The organism is Bradyrhizobium sp. NBAIM03 (assembly GCF_020194055.1).
GTDB classification, from domain to species: domain Bacteria; phylum Pseudomonadota; class Alphaproteobacteria; order Rhizobiales; family Xanthobacteraceae; genus Bradyrhizobium; species Bradyrhizobium yuanmingense.
On record NZ_JADYVS010000001.1, the window covers coordinates 343,229 to 359,771 of the forward strand.

Below are 16,543 nucleotides of genomic sequence, written 5' to 3' on the forward strand. Positions count from 1 at the left end.
ATCTCGCTCACAGGAGCGATTGGTCGAGTTCCAGGCGAGCGGTCAGCCATTTCAACTTCGAGCTGACCAATCGTAGCAGGCCGTCGGCTCTGCGCTCGAAGCGCACCTCAGCCAATCGTCCGATATCGCAGGAGCCGTTGCGGTCGGCCGACGTCTCATTGGGCGGAAGCGATATCTCAATGGTAATGTTGCCCGGATCAGGCCGCGGCACCCGAGCCGCAAGCAGCCGATCATCGCCGTACGCGGCCGATCCGCGGACCTGCCGGATCTGGCCGCTCTTCCATTCGCGACTCCCAATCAGACGGACGGTAGCCGCATCTCCAGCCTTGATCTTCTCGAAATCGCGCTCGGGTAGTTCAACGACGATAAACCGGCGTTTGCAATCTGCGAAATCGAAGACCGACTGCCCTTCCGTGACCATCGAGCCCGGGCTGGCCGCGACCGACCAGACCACATGGGCTGCGGGCAAGGACAGATCGTAGTGATCGAGACGATCAAGTCGAGTGCGTTCCTCTGCAATTTCCGCGGCCAACTGCGCGGCACGTGAGCTGTTCTGCAACAGGTCTGTCTCGAGCTCCTGGCGGCGGAGGACAAGCCGCTCGCGCTGCTGCTGAGAATAGGGCACGTCGTTGGCATCGCCACGAAGATAAATGCCCTTGTCGGCCGCCCCCAATTCCGTCTTGAGGCGCCGCAGGCGTTCATCGGCCATCTGGCACCGCGTTGCGGTTGCCTCCTGCGAGGCCTGGGCCTCACCGGAGCGGATCTGCGAACTGATGCCGAGCTTCACGAGCCTCTCCATCCGGCCCGCGACATCGTTCCGCTGCCGCGCCTCAGCGAGACAGCCGCCTTTTTCAACTTCCGTTTCACCTATCTCGTGGCGCAGGCGCGCTACCATCCCCGAACGATAGTCCTCGCTTCGCTCGCGGAGCTTGCGATCGAGCTCGGCGATTTCCTCGAGTTGCCGGCGTGCGAGCTCGGCGCGTTTGGTGGACATGGCCAGCTGCTGATCAAGGTCCATGAGGTGCCGGCGATCCGGCGAACGCGCCTCGACCAGCGGCACCATCCGGGTGTGCTCGAAATATTCGCCCTTGCGGGGAAGATCTGACGAGAGCTGACCCGCCATCGGCGCAGTCACCCGCATGAGCTCGGCATTGACATAGGCGGAGGGCGCGATTCGGTAGGTCACATACGGCAACAGGGCCCATCCGCTGAGAGCGATGATCCCGAGCGCCAGGGACCGCCGAGCGATCCGGCTGCGAATGAAACGTTCGACATGCAGGCGAACCACGACTGGATCTCCAAATGGGCTTTGGTCGCTCCGCCTGCCCTTGCGAAGGCAAGCCTATCACCGCATGGCCCAGGTGTTGGCATGAAGCCTGCGCCTTGAGACAATGAGCAATCCGACAACAGCTGCTTGCCGAAATCAGGATTCGCCGCCGCAGCAGACTCCCCCTCGCAACCACGAGAAGCATATCTAGCTTTCACCACAGCAGGTTAAGACGTGTCAAAACCGGAGAACTACGGCTCGGGAATCGAGAACAAGATGCCGACCTATTCTGGCTTGAAGTCGGCGCGGCGCTTGTACTGATCGAATGGCGGCGCGGCTAACGCCCATTCCTAAGCAGCTCTTTCGCTTCCGCGAATTCGGGAAGACCATGCTCCGCCTCGAATTGAGCGACCACGGGCGCAAGCACTTCGGTTAGCGTACGCGCTCGGCCATTTGTCTTGTACAGGCGTGCAAGTTCAAGAGCGCTGCGCAGCTCAAAGGTCTTGGTCTGCTGATGTTGTGCGATGTCCAGCGCCCGCTTGAGGGCGTCTTCGGCACTGGATTCGTCCGAAGGATTATGGCGCGATAAGAGTTTACCGCGGACACGATGCAGCTCGGCATCAAGCCAATGCTGGCCGGATTGTCCCGTCCCGGCGATCAATTCGTCCAGGATTTCCAGCCCGGTCTCGACGTCGCCTAAATCTGCAATCGCCAGGGCGACATGCATCCCCCAGAACGGTTCGCAGAGGTAGCAATCGTTCTCGTGCAGGAAGGTCCAGCCGTGACGCATGTCCGCCAGTCCGGTCATTCGGTCTCCTGCACGCCACTTGGCGAGGCCGTTCAGGTAGGTGCCGGCGGCCACGTACAGCGGCATCGTGTGGTCGCGTGCGAGACCGAGCGCCAGGATCGTCTCTGTCTGCTGCAACATGCCCCCGCATACTCCGTCGAACACCGCGCGATGAACCAACGCATTGGCCTGGGACAGCGCCCGTTTTTCTCCCGGAGTACCCACCGCTTCCGCGGCGAGCTTGCGCGCACGAGCGATGTCGCCGAGCGGCCAGAGCACCAAAGCGAGAAATCGCATGATCACGAACGGGAGATCCAGCGCCGACGCCCTGAAGGTCGCGGGATCCGGTTCGGCCCGATAGATCGCCAGCGCCCGCTCAAGATGCGTACGCGCGTTCAAATACTCGCCGGCGAACCAGCAGGTCACGCCCCCAGTCCAATGGGCCACGACGGCGGCCACCGGCGAGTCCGGCCGTCGCTCAGCGGCGCTCCTGATGGCATCCGCCAGCTCCCGCATCGGAGCAAGTTCGCCATGGGTCAGGCAGGCATTGAAGAGGCCGGAATGGACCGGCGCAAGTTCAACGGGATCATCGATACCGGTTCCGAATTGTCGCGCGCGCGTCCATGCGGCGACCGTTTCCGGAGCGCTGTGGCCGAGGCTGCCCCGCAAGGCACGGCCATATGCGATTTGAAGATGCAGCCTGCTCATCATCCGGTGGGGCTCGCCAGGCAATTGATCGGCGATCGCGATGGCCTTGCCGAGATGCGCGATCGCCTCGGAATAGGCCGAGCGTTTCAACGCCTGCTGGCCCGCCTTGCGCCACCATTCGAGGGCGATCTCGCTCAGCCCCGCCTCGGTGAAGTGGTGCGCGAGAACTTCCGGCTCGGTCTCGGCGACGATTGGAAACTTGTCGCGCAGGACATCGCCAATCCTTGTGTGAAGCACCTGCCGTTTGCTCTTGAGCAGGCTCTCGTAGGCCGCTTCTTGAACAAGGGCATGCTTGAAACTGTAATTTGCTTCGGGCGGCGTCCCACGACGCAGCAGCAGTTCGGCCTCTTCAAGTTGTCCCAGCGCAGCGCTCAGCGTCAGATCGTCGCGTGCCGCCACGGTTTTCAGCAGCGCGTACGAGAAGTCGCGGCCAATGGCGGCGCCTATCTGAGCCACCTCCTTGACCGGGGCGAGCCGATCGAGCCGCGCCATCAGCGAATCCTGCAGCGTCGCAGGGATAGCAAGCGGCGGCAGCGGACTATTCAAGCGGTAGCGCCCGGCATCCTCAACGAGCAGCCCGGACTCCAGCACCATCTTGGTCAATTCCTCGACGAATAGCGGAATGCCATCCGTCTTGTCGATGATCTGCTCCATCATCTCGCGTGGCAGCTGGCGACCGACGACAATCTGCTCGACGAGCGCGCGCGTGTCCTGCCGATCGAGCCGGTCGAGCCGCAACAGACTGACGTTGGCAAGGCCCGACCAGGAGGGCTCGAACTCCGGCCGCGACGTCAAGAGCACGAGTATCGGCAGTCCCCTGATCCGATCGACCGCGAGATCGAACAGTTCAAGTGTCGTGGCATCGGCCCAATGCATATCCTCGCAGATGATCAGCAGCGGCTGGCCTCGCGCCAGTCCCTCAAGCTGATCGAGAAGGGCGGCAAAAGTCTGCCGCCGCTGCTGCGCCGGGCTCAAGCCGAGGGGCGGGCAATGGTCGCCGGTGGGAATCGAAAGCAGAGCGGCAATGAGCGGTGTTGCCCGGGCGACCTGCTGGGTTCCTATCGCCAGCATTGCCTCGAGCTTGTCGAGTTTTTGATCCGCCGTGTCGTGCGAGCGAATTCCGGCGGCGCGCTCGAGCTGCGCGACGAAGGGATGAAGCGCACTATTGATGTGGTAAGGCGAACACTGATATCGCACGCGACGGTGCGACCCCAACGAGGGGCTTTCCGACAGCGTTGCTACAATACGCGACTTGCCGATGCCCGCTTCGCCGGAAATCAATACGAACTGGCCCCGCCCCTGCCATGCCTCCCGCTGGCGCGAGAGGATGAACTCGATCTCGTTCTTGCGGCCGACAAAGCCGATCGAGCGCGCGGCACGGACTGCCTCGAAGCGACTCTCGGATGCGGTCGCTCCTTCCACCGCCCAGACTGCGATGGGGTCTGCCATTCCCTTGACCTCCCGGCGGCCGAGATTGCGGAGGGAGAAGAGATCGCCAAGCAGCCGGCGCGTCGATGAAGCAACAACGACGACCCCGGGCTCCGCCAGGCTCTGGAGCCGGGCGGCGAGGTTTGGTGTATCGCCGATGGTTGCGTGCTCCTCCGACGCATCTCCGCTGATGAGGTCGCCGACCACCACAAGTCCGGTCGCAATTGCGATCCGCAGTTCAGCTCGTTCGTCAGTTCCTGTCTTGAGCTGGCGTATCGCGGAGATCATGTCGAGGCCGGCGCGCACCGCGCGCTCGGCATCATCTTCGTGGGCGCGCGGATAGCCGAAATAGACGAGTATTCCGTCACCGACGAATCTGGCTATCCTGCCGTCATAAGCGGCGACCACGCTCGCGCAGGCAGCGCGATAGGCCCGGATCACCTCCCACATATCCTCGGGATCGAGACGCGCGGAGAGCGCAGTCGAGCCGACCAGATCGCAAAACATGACGGTCAGGTGACGCCGCTCGGCGTCCTGAGGAGGAGCGGACGATGCGATCAACGCGGCCGGATCGAGGTCAGCGATAGCACGCAGCATTTTGCGGCGATGGCCGAGCAGGACTCCGAGCTTATCGAAGTCCTCGTCCATCAGTTCGGGAAGGACGCCTATGTCGATTCCATTTTGGGCAAAGCGCTCCGCGTATTGCGCAAGCCCCAGCTTCTCAAGCCACTCCGCAATCTGCATTGGCTCCACCGATCGTGTGGTTGGCGGTTAGCAGAATTTTGGACCACGGCGCGCGCGGACAATATACCAACGTTACCATTATGGCACGTCATGTTTGTTGCGCGACCACCTAGGCTTCTCAATCCCGATATCGCATTGAACCAGTGAGCTGCGCGAGGCGAACGGCTTCGCACCTAAACATCGTCGGCACGCAGCATTGGACGGCAGAGGTTGCGATGAGTCTCGTCGCAGTCGTTCCGAACCAGAAACTGAGGCTTGTGCCAAGCGGATATTTTTCGCGACCGCAGCTCCTTCATTGCTCGCCGATAGGCGCTTCATAGCTGCGAGCCATCGTGCCCGCCGCAACCTGGAGCGAAGAACCGATTACCCAGCAGCCGGCAACAAAGCCGATCAGGCCGTTAGGCAGATTTTGATCAAGGACAAGAATGCTGACGGACAGAGTCGCAGCGATTGCCGCACCGAACGTGCCAGCCGCACTCATAATCTCGACCGGCTCGGAACCGTTCCATTCTTCCGAGATGCTCGATGTCGACCTCTGTGCGCCATGGCCAGCCATATCAATTCCGACGTAATAGCCGACAGCTCCGTAGAGCATTGTTATCAGGACGATCCAGCCGCTTTCGAATAGTCCGGCTTTCTGACGTAACAGGGCCGCCCCAACATAGAGGCCGCCAGATGCACCAACGGCGGCCAGCCCGATTCTTTCAAGAAGATGAGCCGATTTGATCAGACTTGAACGGGCGATCCGAAGATTGCCGACGCGCCTTGTTGCAGAAAAGGCGCTGAAAATTGCGCTGCTTATCTTCATAGGAGCTCCTTCTGAGTAAGTAGCAGCCTACCGGCCGACCCCGAACAGAAGCTGCGTGAGTTGCGCGATGCCCTTTCATTCCAATTTCTGAAGAATCTTTGCTGAGTGATGGGACTGGCTTTGCTCGTGAGCGAGACGGAACCAATCCAAAGCTGCGAGCATGTGGCTGCGCAGGCATTGCATCTCACCCGTGTTTCAAATGATCCGGGTGCGGCAATTTTCGTTGCGAGAGTGGTAATTCAGAAAGAGAGCGAGCGCGTATGAAGCGGTTCACACACGGTCCTCCCTGTCGCTCTATTCGGTCACAATTTCCGAAGGACGCATCTCATTTCGCGATAACGGACGGCGAACATGCTGGATCTGCAACGCGCGGTTGGTCAGCACGCTGCCCGCGTCTGGCCGAAATCAAAGATACGCGCTTGGTTTCGTGAAGCTCGCAGCCTCAGGCCGACCATTCCTCGCCCCACATCTGCACGACGTGACCGGGCGACACTTCGCGATAGCGCCGCACGGGGGGCTGATAATCCGGCGCGCGGACCGGGCTTCTGATCTCGTCGTTGGAGGTTGGACGCGGCGTGCCGCGGCGTGACGGATCGGGCACCGGCACGGCGGCCATCAGCTTTTTGGTGTAGGGGTGCTGGGGGTTGCCGAACACCGACGCGCGCGGGCCGATCTCGACGATCTCGCCGAGAAACATCACGGCGACGCGGTGGCTCATGCGCTCGACCACGGCGATGTCGTGGGAAATAAAGAGATAGGCGAGGCCCATGCTGGCCTGGAGGTCGAGCATCAGGTTCACGACCTGCGCCTTCACCGAGACGTCGAGCGCGGAGACAGCTTCGTCGGCGACGATCAGCTTCGGCCCGAGCGCGAGCGCGCGCGCGATGCAGATGCGCTGCCGCTGGCCGCCGGAGAATTCGTGCGGGAAGCGCGCGGCCATGTCAGCGGAGAGGCCGACGCGGACGAGCAGGTCGGCGACCTTGTCGCGCGCCTGCGACGCCGTTGCCAGTCCGTTGGCAAGCAAAGGCGCAGCGATCGCCGTTCCCACCGACATGCGCGGATTGAGGCTCGCGAACGGATCCTGAAACACGATCTGCATGTGCTTGCGGACATCGCGCAAAGCCCGGCCGTTCATGGCCAGCACATCCTGGCCGTCGATCAGGACGGTGCCGCTGTCCGGCTGCGTCAGCTTCAGGATGGAGCGGCCGGTGGTCGACTTGCCGCAGCCGGATTCGCCGACCAGCGCCAGCGTCTCGCCGGCGCGCAAGGTGAAGGAGACGTTCTCGACCGCATGGACGCGGCCCGAGACCTTGCCGAACAGGCCCGAGCGAATCGGAAAGCGCGTCGTGAGGTTTGAGACTTCCAGCAGAGGCCGCTCGGCGGGCGAGACGGTATCGGGCGTCTCGGCCGGCTCGTCCGACGTGCCCGTCACCTTGTCGACGATCGGAAACCGCATCGGCCGCATCCGCCCGTCCATCGAGCCGAGCCGCGGCACCGCCGCGAGCAGCGCGCGCGTATAGGGATCCGCAGGCGCGGCAAAAATGCGCGCGGTGGCGTCCGTCTCCACCGCCTGCCCGCCATACATCACCACGGTGCGGTCCGCGATCTCGGCGACCACGCCCATGTCGTGGGTGATGAAGAGGATCGACATGCCCTCCTCCTGCTGAAGTTCTTTGAGCAGTTCCAGGATCTGGGCCTGGATGGTGACGTCGAGCGCGGTGGTCGGCTCGTCCGCGATCAGAAGCTTCGGCTTGCAGGCCAGCGCCATCGCGATCATCACGCGCTGGCGCATGCCGCCGGAGAAGCGATGCGGGTGCTCGTGGAAGCGCGACGCCGCCGCAGGGATGCGGACGCGATCGAGCAGGCGGACGGTCTCCGCCTCCGCCGCCGCGCGCGACAGGCCGCGATGCTGGATCAGCGCCTCCGCGATCTGGAAGCCGATGGTGAGCACCGGATTGAGGCTCGTCATCGGCTCCTGGAAGATCATGGCGACGTCATTGCCGCGGATATCCTTCATATCAGCCTCGGGCAGCGCGAGCAGATCGCGCCCCGCCAGCATGACGCGGCCCTCGACCCGGCCGATCTCGCTCGGAATGAGCCGCATGATCGACAGCGCGGTGACGCTCTTGCCCGAGCCGGACTCGCCGACGATCGCGACGGTTTCGCGGGCTGCGATGTCGAACGAGACCTTGCGAACGACGGGAATCCATTGCCGCTCCAGCATGAAGGAGGTGGTGAGGCCGGAGACCGAAAGCACGGAGGACTGTGCTTCGGCAACGGCCTGATCAGATCTTCTTCTGTCGATGCTCATGCGATTGCCCTAATAGCCCCGCCTGCGATCGACCAGCCCCGGCAGCTCCTCGCCGCGGCGGTGACGCGCGATGACGTCGAGCACGAAATCGACGGCCGTATCGGGCGTGGTCATGCTGGCGTTGTGCGGCGTCAGCAGGATACGCGGATGGCTCCAGAACGGGTGGCCTACCGGCAGCGGCTCGGGATCGGTGACGTCGAGCACCGCACCTGATAGCGCGCCGCTGTCGAGGGCTGCGAGGAGATCGGCCTCGACGAGATGCGGGCCGCGTCCGACATTGACGAGCCCTGCCCCGCGCGGCAGGCGCGCGAACAGCTCGGCATTGAGAATGCCGCGCGTTTGATCCGTCAGCGGCAGCAGGCAGACGAGAATGTCGGCCTGCGCCAGAAATTCTGGCAAGGCATCGGCCCCCGCGTAACAGGTGACGCCTTCGATCTCGCGCGGCGAACGATTCCACCCAAGAAGCGGAAAGCCGAACGTCTTGAGCCGTTCCAGCACGGCCTGGCCGAGCTGGCCGAGCCCCATCACGCCGACGTGCCGGCGCCTGGCCGGCGTGATCCGGATCTCGCGCCAGACCTGCTGCCTCTGCTGACTGACGAAATCGAGGAGATCACGGTGCAGGGCAAGCACGGCCATGGTGACGTATTCGACCATGGTCTCGGCAATGCCGGGCTCCAGCATGCGGACCAGCGGGATGTGCGCCGGGACTGTCGTGGTGTCGAACTGATCGACGCCCGCGCCCACCGAGAAGACCAGCTCGAGATTGGGAAAGGTCGTCGTGATGTCATCCGGCGGCACCCAGGCCACGAGATAGCGCACCGCGGCCGGATCGCCGATGTCGGGCCAGAGCCGGAACGGCACATCAGGCGCGCGCTCCGCGAAGAAGAGCGCCCACTCGGCGCCGCGCACCATATTGGCCTTGTAGAGAACCGTCATGCCGGCCTCAGAACGGGCTGACCGGCGCGAGCCGGCGGCCGTCGATCATGCGCTTGTGGCTGTAGGCGGCCGGATCGACAAGCGGCGTCGCGCCGGTCACGAGGTCGGCGGCGAGCTTGCCGGCGGCGGGACCGATGCCGAAACCGTGGCCGGAGAAGCCGGTCGCGAGGAAGAAACCCGGCAGCGCATCGACCGGTGAGATCACCGGTATCGTATCGGGCGTGCAGTCGATGGTGCCGCCCCAGGCTTCGGCGATCTCGATGTCCTTCAATTCCGGATTCGACTTGATCAGCGCCGCCAGCGCCGCATTGACCAGCGACATGTCGGGCGCGGGATCGCGCACGCGCTCGGCCTCGAACGGCGATGGCTTGTCGAAACTCCAGCTGGTGCCGCGCATGAGCTGATCGAAGAACGATTTGCCGAACGAAAGCTTCAATCCGTTCTTGCGATGCTGATAGGTCGGCCAGAACGTGCGCGCGTAACGGAACAGGTCCGGCGACAGCTCGACCGTGCCGCGGTTGCGCAGCGCCAGCGTGAAGCCGCCGTCGAGGCGGCGGCGGATGCAGTAGAAATCGGTGCCGAGCGCGCCGGAGGTGATCTCCGGTCCCGGCGTGGTCCGGCACGCGGTGGCGTTGACGAGTCCGATCGGCAGCTCGATGCCGTGGCGGCGGCAGAACAGCGACGACCACGCGCCGCCCGCCAGCAGCACGGATTGCGTGCGGATGGTGCCCTTCTCGGTGACGACGGCGCTGACCCTCCCGCCCGTCGTCTCCAGCCCGCGCGCGGCGCAGCCCTGGTGGATGGTGACGCCGTGCTTGCGTGCGGCGGTGGCGAGCGCAGGGACGGCCATCGACGGCTCGGCGCGGCCATCGCTCGGCGTGTGCAGGCCGCCGACCCATGTGTCGGCGTTGCCGGGCATGCGCTCGGCGACCTCGGCCGGCGTCAGCACGGTGGAGTGAACCTGCATCTCGCGCGCGACCGCGGCCCAGCGCTCCCACCTGGCGAGTTCGTCCTTGCTCTTGGTCAGGAACAACACCCCGGTTCGCCGGAAGCCGGCATCGACGCCGGCATCGTTCTGCATGTCCTCCCACAGAAGCAGCGCCTCGCGCGCGAGCGGGATCTCCTCGCGTGCGCGGCCTTGCTGGCGGCACCAGCCCCAATTGCGGCTCGACTGCTCGCCGCCGACATGGCCCTTCTCGACCAGCGCGACGGAGTGCCCCTTCTTCGCCAGATGATAGGCGGCCGAGACGCCGATGACGCCGCCGCCGATGACGACGACATCTACCTGCGCCGGCAGGCGTTCGTCGCTGTTGATGCGGTTGAGCGGCGGGGACATGGGGCACTCCTGGAGTTCAGTTCGAGTTCTTGCGCGTCAGAGGTCTTGCGCGTCACGGGATGTTCATTCGCGGATCGAGCGCATCGCGCAGGCCGTCACCGAGAAAGTTGAAGCTGGTCACCGCGAGCGTGATGGCGACGCCCGGCGCGATCGCGAGCCAGGGCGCGCTGGTGAGATAGATCTGCGCATTGTTGAGCATGTTGCCCCAGCTCGCCGCCGGCGGCTGGATGCCGTAGCCGAGATAGCTGACATAGGATTCGAGCAGGATCGCCTTGGCGACGTTGAGCGTCGCGGCAACGACGATCGGCGCGATCGCGTTGGGCACGAGCTCGCGGAACATGATGCGCAGGTTCGAGGAGCCGAACGCGAGCGCGGCGACCGCAAACTCACGCTCGCGCAGCGAACGCACCTGGGCTTCGACCACGCGGGCCACCGCCATCCAGGCCGTGGCGGCGATCAATATGGTGGTGGTGACGAGACCGGGCTCGGTCAGCGCTGCGAGGGCCAGCAGCAGGAAGATGGTCGGAAAGCACAGCACGGCGTCGACGAGCCGCATCAACACCGCGCCGACCGCGCCGCCATAGAACCCGGCAAAGGCGCCGACGACAATGCCGACCGCCATCGCGATCACCATCGCGACGATGCCGATCGAGAGCGAGACCCGCCCGCCCATCATCAACCGTGCCAGCACGTCGCGGCCGAGCTCGTCGGTGCCGAGAATATGCGCGCCGGAGAGCGGCGGCGCGAACCGCTTCATGATGTCGATGTAGGTGTCGTCGAACGGCAGCAGGTAGGGGCCGAACGTCGAACCGAGCACGAGCACGAGGATGATCAAGGCGCCCGCGAGCGCCAACCGATGCCGGCGAAAGCGCCGCCACGCGGCCTGGCCGGGCGCGAGCTGAACGGTGGAGAAGGCTGCGGTCGCCATCGCTTCAGCCCACCCGGATGCGCGGATCGACGACGGCATAGAGGATGTCTGCCAGCAGCGAGCCGATCAGCACCATCGTCGCCGAGAACATCAGGATGCCCATCACCACGGGATAGTCGCGGTAACCAATCGAATCCAGGAACAGGCGGCCCATGCCCGGCCAGGTGAACACGGTCTCCGCCACCAGCGCACCGCCCAGCAGCGTCGGAAACTGCAGGCCGGCGACCGTGATCATCGGCAGCAGCGCGTTGCGAAGCGCGTGCACCGTGAGAATGCGCCATTCCGGCATGCCCTTGGCGCGTGCAGTGCGGATGTAGTCCTGGTTGATGACCTCGAGCATCGAGGAGCGCATGAAACGGCCCCACATCGCGGTCTCGACCAGCGCCAGCACCATGGCCGGCGCGATCAGATGATGCAGCAGGTCGAGGAAGGAGCCGTCGCCAATGGTATGCCGGTTGCCCGCCGGCAGCCAGCCGAGCTTGACCGAGAAGACGTAGATGGTGACGAGGCCGAACCAGAAGGTCGGGATCGACAGCGCGATCATGGCACCGACGGTGGCGAGCGTATCGAACAGCGAGTAGCGGCGTAGCGCGCCAAGGATGCCGATCCAGCAGCCGAGCAGCACCGCGATGATGGTCGCCGTCGCCATCAGCTCCAGCGTGGCGCCGAGATGCGAGGAGATCACCGACAGCACCGCCTCGCCGTCGCGATACGACTTGCCCCAATCACCCCGCACCATGCGGCCGAACCAGTCGAGATATTGGACCGGCAGCGGACGATCGAGGCCGAGCTGCCTGGTGACGCGGTCGAGATCCTCCTGCGTCATCTGGCTTGAGACGGCAAACTGCGACAGCGGCCCGCCGGGCGCCAGATGCAGGATGGCGAAGCCGATCCCCGAGACGATCACGAGCAGCATGATCGCCTGCGCCAGGCGATTGACGACGTAACGGGCCATCTCAGGCGATCCGACCAGCCCGAGACATCAGGCCCAATACCATTCGCGGATATTCCAGCAATTGATGGAGGTGTTGATGTTGGGACGGAAGCCTTGCAGCCCCTCCTTCACCCCCTCCGCAATGAAGCCCTGGAACAGCGGCAGGATCGCAAAATCGTTGCGGATCAGCTTCTGCAGGTCGCCATAAGTGGTCTTACGCTGGGCGAGTTCGAACTGCTTGGCGCCTTCAGCGAGCAGACGATCCGCCTCCGGGCTTCTGTACTGATAGGTGTTGAAGCCGCGGCCGCCTTTGGCGGGAATGGCGCCGGAGCCGAAGCGCGGCGTCACGTCGGGGTCGCTGCCGAGCATGAAGTTCACCGACACCAGCACCGAGTTGAACTTCGACTGCTGCCAGAACTCGCCCCAGATCACCGCCGCCGGCATGTTGTTGACGCGCATCGCAGCGCCGATCGCGCGCCAGTCCTGGATCAGGAGCTGCTGCGTCTGCTCGCGCACCGCATTGCCCGACGTCGTCGAATTGGTGAATTCGAGCTTGACGCCGCCCTTCTCGCGAATGCCGCTGGAGCCGCGAACCCAGCCCGCGGCGTCGAGCAGCGCGTTGGCCTTGGCAGGATCGTATTTGTGCCGCGGCAGACCCTGCTGGAACGACCAGGCCTGCTGCGGCACGAAGCTCTCGGTCTGAGTCGGCAGACCGTAATAGAGCGCGTCGATGATCGCCTGCTTGTTGATGCCGAGATAGAGCGCCTCGCGCACGGCACGATCAGTGAAAGGGCCAAAATCCAGGTTCGGCGCGATATGCTCTACCGAGGAGGTCGAAGAGACGAAGATCTTGCGGCCCTTCAGCGTCTTTGCCTCCTGCACGAAGTTCGGCAGGATGCCTTGCAGGCCGGTGTAGTCGACCTGACCGGTGCGGAACTGGGTGTAGAGCACGGTGAGATCAGGGATGTATTTGAAGACCACGCGTTCGAGGTACGGCCCCTTGCCATGATAGCCCGTGTGGGCGTTCAGCTGGATATGGTCGCCGGGCACGCGCTCGCCCCAGCGAAACGGGCCGGTCCCGACAGGCGCATTGTGGAACGGTGAGGCATTCGGATCGGACACCTTCTCCAGGATGTGCTTGGGCACGATGAAGGTGAACGACGCCAGGATCGACATATAGGGCGAATAGGGCGACTCCATCCGCCAATGGATCTCGTCGGGCGCCACGACAGTGATGTCCTTGACGAGGCTATGGCCGACCCGGCTGCGCGCGCGGAAACCGGGATTGTTGATCAGCTCGATGGAGAATTTGACATCCTCCGCCGTGAACGGCGTGCCGTCGTGCCACTTCACGTCGCTGCGGAGCTTGATCTTCCAGGTCAGCCCGTCGGCGGAGAGGCCGCCATTCTCGATGGTCGGGACTTCGCGGGCCAGGTCGGGAACGAACTTGCCGTCGGGTTCGATGTACCAGAGCGGCGAGAACACCTGCCACCAGATGCCCTGATCGACCTCGATGCCCGGCATCAAGGGATGAAAGACGGTCGGCTCCTGCGACAGCGCCGCGATCACCTGGCCGCGCGGCTTGTCCGGCGGATTGGAGGGACGTTCGGTCTGCGCGGAAGCGTTCCCTGAAAGCGTCCAGCCTGCGGCCGCGCCCGCGCCGAGCTGGAAGAATTGACGGCGATTCGGGATGCCGAGATGTCCTGCCCCAACGCCGAACTTGCCGGTGTCGTCCGCCATGACCCACTCTCCGTTTCCGCACGCGGCACCGTCTCCCGCGCCCCCGAGACCCCGGCAAAGGGACAGGAGTGGGCTTTAGTGCTTCTAAATTTTTCTCCCAAAAGTTCATCACGACTAAATACAGCTGTCAATCGCATTGCTAGAATGCGCCAGCTTTTCACTCTGACTGAAGGCGCGGGGCTCGATCCCCGACGCTGAGATGATGCATGGGAGAGCGACATGGATGGTCGCGGCGACACGAACAGTCTGAAGGACGCTCCGACGACCGAGGCCGAAGATGCGGTCGACCAGCGCCTGGGTGAAACCGTGCGGCTGCTGCGGCAGCGCGCCGGCCTGTCGATCCAGGACGTCGCCAACAAGACCGGCCTGTCGACCGGCATGATCAGCCAGCTCGAACGTGCGCGCGCCATGCCGTCGATCCGCACGCTGCGCCTGCTCTCAATCGCGCTCGACGTTCCCATCTCCTATTTCTTCGAGAGCAGCGATCCTGCCGAAGCGCCGCGCTACACCGTGCGCAAGAACGCCAGGCGGCTGCTGCGGCTCACCGCCAGCGGCGTCGTCAAGGAAGCGCTGACGCCGGAAGGCAAAGGCCAGCTCGAGCTCTACGAGCTCACGCTCAACCCCGGCGCCTCCTCCGGCACCGACTTCCTGCAGCACACCGGCGAGAAGGCGGGCTACATTCTCTCGGGCAGCCTGCGGCTGTGGCTCGACAACCAGGCCCATGTGCTGGAAGCCGGCGACAGCTTTCGTTTTCCGAGCATCGTGCCGCACATGTTCGACAACCCGACCCAGCAGGTGGCGCGCGTGATCTGGGTGACGACGCTGCGCCAGACCGACTCGCCGGCGGGTTGAGTCCGGCATCAAGGTCTGGCGAGACGGATCTAGCTCATCCTTCGCCGCAGCGTGGCTGACGGCGTCTCGCCGAATTTCTCGCGGTAGGCGCCGGCCATGCGGCCGAGATGGGTGAAGCCGAGATCGAAGGCCATCTCGGTGATGGAAACATCGGGTGCGGCTTGCGCGAGGCGCGCATTGAGGCCGGCGAGGCGCATGTCGAGCAGCATCTGCGAGATCGACACGCCGAAGTGACGGCGGAAGCCGAGCTGCAGCGCGCGGATGCCGATGCCGGAGGCGCAGGCGAGCTGCGCGAGGTCGAGCGGCTCGCCGGCATGGTCGGCAAGGTGGTCGCGCGCGGCGCGAAGGGCACGCGGCAAACGCTCGGCCTGTCCTGAGAAAGTTTCAATCGCATCCGACAGGCCATGCCGCTGCCGGTTGAGCAGATGATCGAGCAGCGCTTCGCGCCAATCGGCCATTGCGGCCGGCGACAGCCGGCCTGATGGTCCGAGACGCTCGGCGAGTGTCATCAGCTCGGCGAGCCTCGTCTGCAGGGCCCGCCCGGACGGCGCATCCAGCTCGATCACCGGATCGAACTCGACCACGCCGGCCGCCCTGCCCGACAAGGCCGCGGCGCGCTGCTCGACCATGCGGCGATCGAGCAGCAGGATCGCCTGCGCGCAATCGCTCCACGTCATCCGGGTCGGAATCGTCGGCGACAGCAGCGAGGCGACCCGGCCCGGCGCTGCATCGAGCTCGCGACCACCGGCACGAATGCGGGCGCTGCCCGCGAGCGGGACCTGCACCAGGAAGAAGCGCTCGAGGCAGCCCGGATCGATGCTGACCGATCCGCCATAGGCGACGTAGTTGATGGAGAAGCCATCGAAGGCCGCGCAATTGTGCCGGGCCGAGAAGCCGGCCGCCCGCGCCTGCGTCGGCTTGAGATCATGCGGGCAGAAGATGCGCCCGATCTGCTCGGCCGCCTCGTCGACGTCATCAGTGGTGACGCGGGCGAAGGCCGCAAGCCGTTCGGCTGCAGAGGCTGTTGCGCTCATTTCCAGCTCGGCTGCGGACATCGTCGACCATGCTTCGCGCCCGGAATTCCTTTAAGCCTATAATAGTTCCGCGGGAGCGAAAAGGGCCGTAGCTCGCAAATTCGTCGTGCTGCATGGCAATAGGTTCATCCGGATTCGTTTAGCGGATAGACAGGCGGTCCGTCCCCGGCCGATGCTCCGTCCCCGCCGGAATCCATGAGGAGCAAGCCATGACTGCACTCGAAAAAGGCATCACCGCAAACGGGAAAGGCTACGGCGGCAAGAGCTGGAACATCCTTGGCCAGGTCTATTTCCCCAAGGCCGTCACCGACTCCACTTTCGCGTTCGAGACCAACAGCGATCCCGGCCAGTTCGTGCCGGTGCATATCCATCCGACCCAGGACGAGTTCATCCTGGTGCAGGAAGGCACGCTCGATCTCAAGCTCGACGGTCAATGGGTCAAGGCCAATGCCGGCGACCTCGTGCGCATGCCACGCGGCATCCCGCACGGCTATTTCAACAAGTCCGACAAGCCGTGCCGCGCGCTGTTCTGGGTCTCACCGATGCAGAAGCTGGAGGCGCTGTTCAACCAGCTGCACAATCTGACCGACCCGGCCGAGGTCGTGCGCATCTCGGCGCTGCATGAGGTCGACTTCCTGCCGCCCGAGGCCAACGACTAGCCGTCGCCGCTTCCTCCGCTTCCATCGGCTTGCAGTCCGGCCGGCCGCGCCTTGCGGCCGAACGCGGCCGC

The 16,543-nt window shown here is 64.4% G+C and carries 12 protein-coding genes; 2 read left to right on the plus strand and 10 right to left on the minus strand.

The genetic code is table 11. The features are described 5' to 3' along the window. Positions 1–7 precede the first annotated feature (7 nt). The 9 genes from I6F21_RS01585 to I6F21_RS01625 form a co-directional block, all read right to left on the minus strand. Positions 8–1,288, minus strand: coding sequence for an HlyD family secretion protein (locus I6F21_RS01585; protein WP_225112145.1), 1,281 nt, complete (start codon positions 1,286–1,288; stop codon positions 8–10). Between the two features lie 316 nt (positions 1,289–1,604). Further along, on the minus strand, positions 1,605–4,934 hold the full coding sequence (locus I6F21_RS01590; RefSeq protein WP_036013140.1) for an adenylate/guanylate cyclase domain-containing protein: 3,330 nt from the start codon (positions 4,932–4,934) through the stop codon (positions 1,605–1,607). Positions 4,935–5,226: 292 nt separating this feature from the next. Then, positions 5,227–5,742, minus strand: coding sequence for a hypothetical protein (locus I6F21_RS01595; RefSeq protein WP_036013136.1), 516 nt, complete (start codon positions 5,740–5,742; stop codon positions 5,227–5,229). A gap of 442 nt (positions 5,743–6,184) precedes the next feature. Continuing rightward, the gene (locus I6F21_RS01600; RefSeq protein ID WP_085972359.1) at positions 6,185–8,053 is read right to left on the minus strand and encodes an ABC transporter ATP-binding protein; all 1,869 of its coding nucleotides are present in this window, start codon (positions 8,051–8,053) and stop codon (positions 6,185–6,187) included. Positions 8,054–8,062: 9 nt separating this feature from the next. After that, complete coding sequence (locus I6F21_RS01605; protein WP_109144733.1) at positions 8,063–8,989, minus strand: glyoxylate/hydroxypyruvate reductase A; 927 nt, start codon at positions 8,987–8,989, stop codon at positions 8,063–8,065. Between the two features lie 7 nt (positions 8,990–8,996). Continuing rightward, positions 8,997–10,325, minus strand: a complete 1,329-nt coding sequence (locus I6F21_RS01610) for an FAD-binding oxidoreductase (RefSeq protein ID WP_225182710.1) — start codon at positions 10,323–10,325, stop codon at positions 8,997–8,999. Between the two features lie 52 nt (positions 10,326–10,377). Continuing rightward, positions 10,378–11,253, minus strand: a complete 876-nt coding sequence (locus I6F21_RS01615) for an ABC transporter permease (protein ID WP_074447543.1) — start codon at positions 11,251–11,253, stop codon at positions 10,378–10,380. Positions 11,254–11,257: 4 nt separating this feature from the next. After that, positions 11,258–12,208: an ABC transporter permease gene (locus I6F21_RS01620; RefSeq protein ID WP_036028549.1), complete on the minus strand. Its 951-nt coding sequence runs from the start codon at positions 12,206–12,208 to the stop codon at positions 11,258–11,260. Between the two features lie 27 nt (positions 12,209–12,235). Beyond that, entirely contained in the window at positions 12,236–13,927 is a 1,692-nt protein-coding gene (locus tag I6F21_RS01625; RefSeq protein WP_225182711.1) for a peptide ABC transporter substrate-binding protein, read from the minus strand. Positions 13,928–14,146: 219 nt separating this feature from the next. On the opposite strand from I6F21_RS01625, the gene I6F21_RS01630 reads away from it, so the two are divergent. Beyond that, the gene (locus tag I6F21_RS01630; RefSeq protein ID WP_057026064.1) at positions 14,147–14,779 is read left to right on the plus strand and encodes a cupin domain-containing protein; all 633 of its coding nucleotides are present in this window, start codon (positions 14,147–14,149) and stop codon (positions 14,777–14,779) included. A 29-nt stretch (positions 14,780–14,808) separates the two neighbouring features. Here the strand turns inward: I6F21_RS01630 and I6F21_RS01635 are convergent, their stop codons facing one another. Further along, on the minus strand, positions 14,809–15,834 hold the full coding sequence (locus I6F21_RS01635; RefSeq protein WP_225182712.1) for an AraC family transcriptional regulator: 1,026 nt from the start codon (positions 15,832–15,834) through the stop codon (positions 14,809–14,811). Positions 15,835–16,022: 188 nt separating this feature from the next. On the opposite strand from I6F21_RS01635, the gene I6F21_RS01640 reads away from it, so the two are divergent. Beyond that, positions 16,023–16,472, plus strand: a complete 450-nt coding sequence (locus tag I6F21_RS01640; RefSeq protein WP_036027225.1) for a cupin domain-containing protein — start codon at positions 16,023–16,025, stop codon at positions 16,470–16,472. The last annotated feature ends 71 nt before the right edge of the window (positions 16,473–16,543 follow it).

Excerpts from the sequence above, each read along its gene's own strand:
- I6F21_RS01590 (WP_036013140.1), bottom strand. The coding sequence starts at position 4,934 with ATGCAGATTGCGGAGTGGCTTGAGAAGCTGGGGCTTGCGCAATACGCG.
- I6F21_RS01595 (WP_036013136.1), bottom strand. The coding sequence starts at position 5,742 with ATGAAGATAAGCAGCGCAATTTTCAGCGCCTTTTCTGCAACAAGGCGC.
- I6F21_RS01600 (WP_085972359.1), bottom strand. The coding sequence starts at position 8,053 with ATGAGCATCGACAGAAGAAGATCTGATCAGGCCGTTGCCGAAGCACAG.
- I6F21_RS01605 (WP_109144733.1), bottom strand. The coding sequence starts at position 8,989 with ATGACGGTTCTCTACAAGGCCAATATGGTGCGCGGCGCCGAGTGGGCG.
- I6F21_RS01610 (WP_225182710.1), bottom strand. The coding sequence starts at position 10,325 with ATGTCCCCGCCGCTCAACCGCATCAACAGCGACGAACGCCTGCCGGCG.
- I6F21_RS01615 (WP_074447543.1), bottom strand. The coding sequence starts at position 11,253 with ATGGCGACCGCAGCCTTCTCCACCGTTCAGCTCGCGCCCGGCCAGGCC.
- I6F21_RS01620 (WP_036028549.1), bottom strand. The coding sequence starts at position 12,208 with ATGGCCCGTTACGTCGTCAATCGCCTGGCGCAGGCGATCATGCTGCTC.
- I6F21_RS01625 (WP_225182711.1), bottom strand. The coding sequence starts at position 13,927 with ATGGCGGACGACACCGGCAAGTTCGGCGTTGGGGCAGGACATCTCGGC.
- I6F21_RS01630 (WP_057026064.1), top strand. The coding sequence starts at position 14,147 with ATGGATGGTCGCGGCGACACGAACAGTCTGAAGGACGCTCCGACGACC.
- I6F21_RS01635 (WP_225182712.1), bottom strand. The coding sequence starts at position 15,834 with ATGTCCGCAGCCGAGCTGGAAATGAGCGCAACAGCCTCTGCAGCCGAA.
- I6F21_RS01640 (WP_036027225.1), top strand. The coding sequence starts at position 16,023 with ATGACTGCACTCGAAAAAGGCATCACCGCAAACGGGAAAGGCTACGGC.